6 protein-coding genes are annotated in these 6,768 nt (G+C 73.3%); 3 read left to right on the top strand and 3 right to left on the bottom strand.

The features are described from left to right. Positions 1-34: 34 nt before the first annotated feature. Positions 35-835, bottom strand: a complete 801-nt coding sequence (locus M8C17_RS27380) for a class I SAM-dependent methyltransferase (protein WP_252419434.1) — start codon at positions 833-835, stop codon at positions 35-37. Between the two features lie 22 nt (positions 836-857). Then, entirely contained in the window at positions 858-1,622 is a 765-nt protein-coding gene (locus M8C17_RS27375; protein WP_252419433.1) for an SDR family oxidoreductase, read from the bottom strand. 218 nt (positions 1,623-1,840) lie between these two features. Between M8C17_RS27375 and mshA the strand changes: the two genes are divergently transcribed. From mshA to M8C17_RS32230, 3 genes are all read left to right on the top strand, one after another. Further along, the gene (gene mshA / locus M8C17_RS27370) at positions 1,841-3,205 is read left to right on the top strand and encodes a D-inositol-3-phosphate glycosyltransferase (protein WP_252419432.1); all 1,365 of its coding nucleotides are present in this window, start codon (positions 1,841-1,843) and stop codon (positions 3,203-3,205) included. Between the two features lie 57 nt (positions 3,206-3,262). Continuing rightward, complete coding sequence (locus tag M8C17_RS27365; RefSeq protein ID WP_252419431.1) at positions 3,263-3,778, top strand: YbjN domain-containing protein; 516 nt, start codon at positions 3,263-3,265, stop codon at positions 3,776-3,778. A 370-nt stretch (positions 3,779-4,148) separates the two neighbouring features. After that, the gene (locus M8C17_RS32230) at positions 4,149-5,048 is read left to right on the top strand and encodes a hypothetical protein (RefSeq protein WP_308209593.1); all 900 of its coding nucleotides are present in this window, start codon (positions 4,149-4,151) and stop codon (positions 5,046-5,048) included. A 386-nt stretch (positions 5,049-5,434) separates the two neighbouring features. Here the strand turns inward: M8C17_RS32230 and M8C17_RS27350 are convergent, their stop codons facing one another. Next, entirely contained in the window at positions 5,435-6,730 is a 1,296-nt protein-coding gene (locus M8C17_RS27350) for an MFS transporter (RefSeq protein WP_252419428.1), read from the bottom strand. Positions 6,731-6,768: the final 38 nt, after the last annotated feature.

Below are 6,768 nucleotides of genomic sequence, written 5' to 3'. Positions count from 1 at the left end.
ACCGAAAGTGCAAGATCGCGGGGGAAGTGGGGGGTCAGGTTCGGGGGGCGACCGTGGGCCAGGGGAGGGTCAGTTCGCCGTGGCGCCAGCGGTGCGGGCGGTCGAGGACGGGCCAGCCGGTGTCCCTGAGTTGGCTCACGGCGCGTAGCCAGCGCTGGCGGGGGCCGAAGGTGGCGTACGCGGCGGCTGCCTGCCAGGCGTCGTCCAGCGCCCGGATCAGATCGTGCACCGGCTCGCCGGGGACGTTGCGGTGGATCAGCGCCTTGGGCAGCCGCTCGGCCAGGTCGGCGGGACCGCCCAGGGTGGTGAGCTTCGCGGCCAGGGTCAGCGTCCGGGGGCCGTCGGCGTCGACCAGCAACCAACTGGCGAGCCGGCCCAACTCGTCGCAGGTGCCCTCGACGAGCACCCCGTCCGGGGCCAGCGCGGCCGTCATCGTCCGCCAGGCGCCGGGCACCTCGCTCTCGTCGTACTGGCGCAGCACGTTGAACGCGCGCACCAGCACCGGCCGGAGCCCGGCCAACTCGAAACCACCCCGGGCGAAGGTGAGGCCGGGCGGGTCGGCGGCCGGAGTCGCGGCGGCCACCCGGGCCGGGTCGATCTCCAGCCCGACCAGCCGCACGTCCGGACGGACCCCGGCGGCCAGCCGGGCCCGCAACTCCACCGCGGTCACCGGGGTGGCGCCGTAGCCGAGGTCGACCACCAGCGGGTCGGCCGCCGCCCGCAGCCGGTCGGCGCAGGTGGCGACGATCCAGTTGTCCACCCGGCGGAGCCGGTTCGGGTTGGTCGTTCCCCGGGTGACCACGCCGAGCGGTCGGCGTCGCGCCACTCCGCTCATCCCGACCTCCCGCGGATCCGTCTCAGGAGACCCGGTGCACCTTGTGCTGGGCGGCCTGCGCCCGAGGCCGGACCACCAGCCGGTCCACGTTGACGTGCTCCGGCCGGGTGGCGCACCAGGCGATGCAGTCCGCCACGTCCTCGGCCACCAGCGGGTCGGGCACCCCGGCGTAGACGGCGGCGGCCCGCTGGGCGTCACCGCCGAAGCGGACCAGCCCGAACTCGTCGGTCTTCACCATGCCCGGGTCGATCTCGATGACCCGCAGCGGCCGGCCGCACAGTTCCAGGCGGAGCGTGCCGGCGATCGCGGTCTGCGCGTGCTTCGCCGCCGTGTAGCCGCCCCCGCCCTCGTACACCGTGTGGCCGGCCGTGGAGGAGACCACCACGATCGTGCCCGCGCCGGACGCCTCCAGCGCCGGCAGCAGCGCCTGGGTCACGCGCAGCGTGCCGAGCACGTTCACGTCGTACATCCACTGCCAGTCGGCGACCGAGCCGGACTCCACCGGCTCCAGGCCGCGCGCGCCACCGGCGTTGTTGACCAGCAGGGTGACCGGCCCGGGCGCCTGTGCGGCGGCCTCGGCCAACCCGGCCACCGACTCGTCCGAGGTGACGTCGCAGGTCACCGCGGTCGCCTCTCCACCGGCAGTGGTGATCTCGGCGACCAGGTCGGCGAGCCGGTCGGCGCGGCGGGCGGCGGCGAGCACGTGGAAGCCCTCGGCGGCGAGGCGGCGGGCGGTGGCCGCGCCGATCCCGCTGGATGCTCCGGTGACGATGGCGACAGGGGTCATCCCGTCATTGTCACCCCGCCGATCTGACCCCCTCCGGGCGGGCGTGCGAGCCGCCGCGGGCGGGCAATGCGGAGGGCGGGCGGTGATGAGGTCCGTCACCCTGGCGGGACTCGCCGGGAATTTCGATGGCCCGATGGGGAAGATGACGTTCGGCGTACAGGTTGAGCGAGAAGCGCCGGTCGTGCGTGACGGCATTAACCGTGACAAGAGGAGCGGACGTGGCGGAACTGCACACCGGGGTCGGTCGTCAGCGAGGTGCCCAACCGTGGCCCCGGCCGCGCCGCATCGCCACCCTCTCCGTACACACCTCCCCGCTGCACCAGCCCGGAACGGGCGACGCGGGCGGAATGAACGTCTACATCCTCGAGGTCGCCCGGCGGCTCGCCGAGGCCAACGTCGAGGTGGAGATCTTCACCCGGGCCACCTCCGGGGATCTCCCGCCGGTGGTGGAGATGGCACCCGGTGTGCAGGTCCGGCACATCACCTCCGGCCCGCTGGAAGGGCTCACCAAGGAGGAACTGCCGGGCCAGCTCTGCGCCTTCACCGCCGGGGTGCTGCGGGCCGAGGCGTCCCGCCCGCCGGGGCACTACGACCTGATCCACTCCCACTACTGGCTCTCGGGTCAGGTCGGCTGGCTGGCCAAGGAACGCTGGGGGGTGCCGCTGGTGCACACCGCGCACACCCTGGCGAAGGTCAAGAACGCCCAGCTCGCGACCGGTGACCGGCCGGAGCCCAAGGCCCGGGTGATCGGCGAGGAGCAGGTGGTCGCCGAGGCGAGCCGCCTGGTCGCCAACACCCGGGTGGAGGCTCGCGACCTCGTCGAGCGGTACGACGCCGACCCGACCCAGGTCGCCGTCGTCCCGCCGGGCGTCGATCTGGACCGGTTCCGGCCCGCGCCGGGCGACCGGTCCTCGGCAACCAGGGCGGCCCGCCGCCGGCTGGGGCTGCCGGTCGACGGGTACGTGGTGGCCTTCGTCGGTCGGATCCAGCCGCTCAAGGCCCCCGACGTGCTGATCCGCGCGGTCGCCGCCCTGCGCGAGCGCGACCCGGCGCTGGCCGACGACGTGACCGTGGCGATCTGCGGCGGGCCCAGCGGTAGCGGGCTGGACCGGCCCACCGCGCTGATCGAGCTGGCCGCCACCCTCGGGGTGACGGACCGGGTGCGCTTCCTGCCGCCGCGCACCGGGGACGACCTGCCCGCCCTGTACCGGGCCGCCGACCTGGTCGCGGTGCCGTCGCACAACGAATCCTTCGGTCTGGTCGCCCTGGAGGCGCAGGCCTGCGGTACGCCCGTGCTCGCCGCCGCCGTCGGCGGGCTGGTCACCGCCGTCCGGGACCAGGTGAGCGGGGTGCTGATCGACGGGCACGACCCGGCGGACTGGGCCCTCGCGCTGGCCCGCCTGCTGCCGGATCAGGCCCGGCGGGCGGAGTTGTCCCGAGGTGCCGAGAAGCACGCCCGGCAGTTCTCGTGGGACCGTACGGTCTCCGGCCTGCTCGCCGTCTACGGCGAGGCGATGGCCGCCCACCGCAGCCGCCTCGCCGCCGACCTGGCCAGCGACCCCGCCCTCTCCTGCTCCTGGTGACCGGGGGCGCCGGTCGCCGTCCGGTGCGCCGGACGGGTCGGTCGTAGAGTGGGTCCGGTGAGCCCGAAGAGCGATCTTGCGACCCTGATTGAGTCGGTGTGTGCCGAGCGGGACCTGGCCTGGGAGTCGACCGGTCCAGGCTCGTACGCGGTGACCCTGCCGGGCACCCACAAGCTCAAGACCGTCTGCAACCTGATCATCGGCGAGCACGCGCTGCGCATCGAGGCGTTCGTGATGCGCCAACCGGACGAGCGGCGCGAGGAGCTGTGGGCCTGGTTGTTGCAGCGCAACGCGCGGATGTACGCGGTCTCCTTCTCCACCGACGCGGTCGGCGACGTGTACCTGACCGGGCGGGTCAACCCGGCCGGCGTGGACGCCGACGAGCTGGACCGGCTGCTCGGTGCGGTGCTCACGTACGCCGACGAGTCCTTCGACACCATGCTGGAGATCGGCTTCGGCAGCTCCATCCGGCGCGAGTACGAGTGGCGGGTCAAGCGCGGTGAGTCCACCGCCAACCTGGCCGCGTTCACGCACCTCTTCCAGCCCTCCGGCTCCGGTCCGGACCCGGCCTGAGCGGCTGCCCGGCCACGCCTGACCGGCTCAGCGACCCGGCCTGGTCGGTCGTCCGGCCGGCTGGAGGTTCGGACCGCTCCTGACGGGTATGCCGCACCGCGCGGTGCGGCAGGGGACCCCCGCGCGCCGAGGACGGAGTGTCGAGGAGCGTGAGCGTCGCATGGCTCAGCGGAACAGCTCAGGTCGCGGCGGGACTGCGACCACCACGAAACGACAGGCTGGCAACCAGACGCCGAACAGTCCGGGGGTTTCCGAGTCGGAGATCTCGCGGATGCGGGTGGATGACATCCGCGGGCAGCTACGCAAGCGGGGGGTCTCCGGGATCTCCGCACTGCGCAAGCCCGACCTGGTGAGACAGTTGGTGCGCTCGCTGCGGGCCGAGTCCGGCGGCGCCGGCCGGCGCAGCACCGGCCCGGCTGGCCGGGCCGGCGGCACCAGGGCGTCGGCGGGCCGCGCCGCCACCACGAAGAAGTCGGCGTCCAGGGCGGCGCCGAGCCGCGCGAAGGCCGCGCCGGCGAACAAGAGCGCCCCCGCGAAGCGGGCCGCCGCGAAGAAGACGACCGCCGCGAAGAAGACGACGGCGAAGTCCACGACCGCCGCGCGAAAGACGGCGGCGGCAAAGAAGACGGCGGCGGCGAAGTCGACGGCGGCCAGGAAGACGACCGCTGCGAAGAAGACAACGCCGGCGAAGTCGACCACCGCCCGCACGTCGGCGACCGCCCGGAAGACCGCGGCCGCGCGCAAGACCGCGCCCGCGCGGAAGGCCACGACCGCCCGTACCGCGCCCGCGCGAAAGGCGCCGGCGAAGAAGGCCCCGTCGCGACCGGCTGCGAAGCGGGCGGCGCCCGCGAAGGGGGCCACGGCGAGCAGGCCGGCCGCCGGCGGTACGACGGCTGGCGGTATCCGGACCGGTCCGGGCACGCAACGGTCGGCGCGCAGCTCGCAGGTGATCGCGTCGGTCACGGACCGGCCGGAGCGCCCGGGACGGAGCCTGATCACCACCAACCATGACGTGATCATGCGTTGGGCCGCGGACCGGGGTGCGAAGCCGGCGACCATCGCCGGCACCGAGCGGGAAGGCCGGGCGGGGGTTCTGACCTTCAACATCCCCGGTTACCGGGAGAGCAGCCGGATCCGCGAAATCACCTGGGATGAGTGGTTCCACACCTTCGATCTGCGCCGGCTGAACCTGATCTACCAGGAGCAGATGCGCGACGGCCGGCAGAGCAACTTCTTCCGGACGGAGTCACCCGATCGGGAGGACGGTTGAGGTGTTTGCGGGAATGCCCGAGGGGTATGCCGCTGTTGCCAGAGACCGAGGCCCGAACTGGGGATACTCACCAGTTGTGACCGGCGAGACAGCTGGTCTGGGTTGAATCCAGAATCCGGGCGAACTAACTTTATTGCACCGCGCCACGCTTGGAAACGTTCGGGGGAGCGGCGGATCGATCAGATCCGCGCACCAGGCGAGGCGCGAGGGGACGGGTGGACCAACCGTTGGGGGACGGTGCCCACCTGTTTGGACCGGCGGCGCGAGCGGGCGACGCTTACGGGGGTGAGTGTTGCCCGCCGCCGCCGGCCCCACCGGCGGGCGCCCACCACGACCTTTGGGACGTGGTGGGCGCTTTGCGTATGTCGTACCCCCCGGGCGGGGGATCACCGGGCCGGCGCGTGGTCGGCAGATGGTGCCGGCTCGCGGTCGGTGGCCCGGCGCAGTGCGGCGACGTGGCGCTCCCGGGGAGGCCCGGCGAGCAGGTGGCCGAACGCGGCCAGCAGGCCGAGCCCGCCGATGATCAACCAGTGCCGGTCGCCGAGGTACTGCAGGCTCACCCCGCCGAGCGTGGGTGCCACGAACGCCGCGGCCGGGAACGTCAGGTAGAAGACCGACTGGTACCGCGCACGCAGCTGCGGCGGTGCCAGATCCGCGTTGATCTGCGCGTTGGGCGGGGCGGCGAGCATCGAGCCGACCGTCCAGACGACCGCCGCTCCCAGGTAGACGGCCAGTTCGTCGGCGACGGCGAGCACGCCGAAGCCCAGCGCGAGCAGGGCGGTGGAGGCGGCCAGCACGACGTGCTTGCGGTGCCGGTCGATCAGCCGGGGCACGAACAGTTGCCCGAGCACGATCAGCGCTCCGCCGAGCGCCACCACCAGCCCGTACGCCGACGGGCCCAGACCGTCCGCGCGCATGGCCAACGGCATGATCGTGGAGGTCTGCAGCGTGAGCACGGCCAGTACGAAGGTGAGCCCGACGAAGACCAGGAAGGTCCGGTCGGTGAGCGCCGTGTGCAGGCCCGGTCGCCGGGGCCGGACCGCACCTGACGCCGTCCGGGTAGGCGGGGGCAGGTCGACCGTCGGCGCGGTCCGCCGCAGGGTCTCCGGGACCTTCCAGGCGATCACGGCGGCAGCGGCCAGGGTGGCGCCCGCGTCGACCAGGAAGAGTGCGGTGAAGCTCGCCTCGGCCAGCACCCCGGCGAGCAGCGAGGCGACCGCCATGCCCAGGTTGAACGCCCAGAACTGGAGGTTGAACGCGCGTGAGCGGCGCTCGGCGGGCACCACGTCGACGATCGCCGCGACGAAGGCGGGGCTCGGCATCGAGTGCACCACGCCGACCAGCGCGGAGAGCACCGCGATCAGCACGAGGTGTCGGCTGAAGGCCAGCGCCACCATCAGACCGGCGGTGACCAGGTGCGCGGCGAGCAGGGTCGCCCGACGACCCCACCGGTCGGCCAGCACCCCACCGAGCAGCACACCAGCCGCCCCGCCAGCCCCGTACGCGCCGACCACCGTGCCGGCCAGTGACTCGCTGGCCCCGCGGGCGTCGGTGAGGTACAGCGACAGGAACAACATGGCGAACGCGCCGGCCCGGTTGATGAGAAGGCCGGCCCAGAGGTACCAGAAGGTGGCGGGGAGCCCACCCGCGGTGTCGTGCCACCAGCGCCGCAGGGCGTGCACCCGACCTCCCGACAGTTCGGTTTCCTAACCGTTTCTCC

This window comes from Micromonospora sp. RHAY321 (assembly GCF_023896955.1).
GTDB lineage: Bacteria > Actinomycetota > Actinomycetes > Mycobacteriales > Micromonosporaceae > Micromonospora.
Note: the sequence above shows the minus strand (reverse complement) of the source record. Positions and strands in the feature narration are given on the sequence as shown.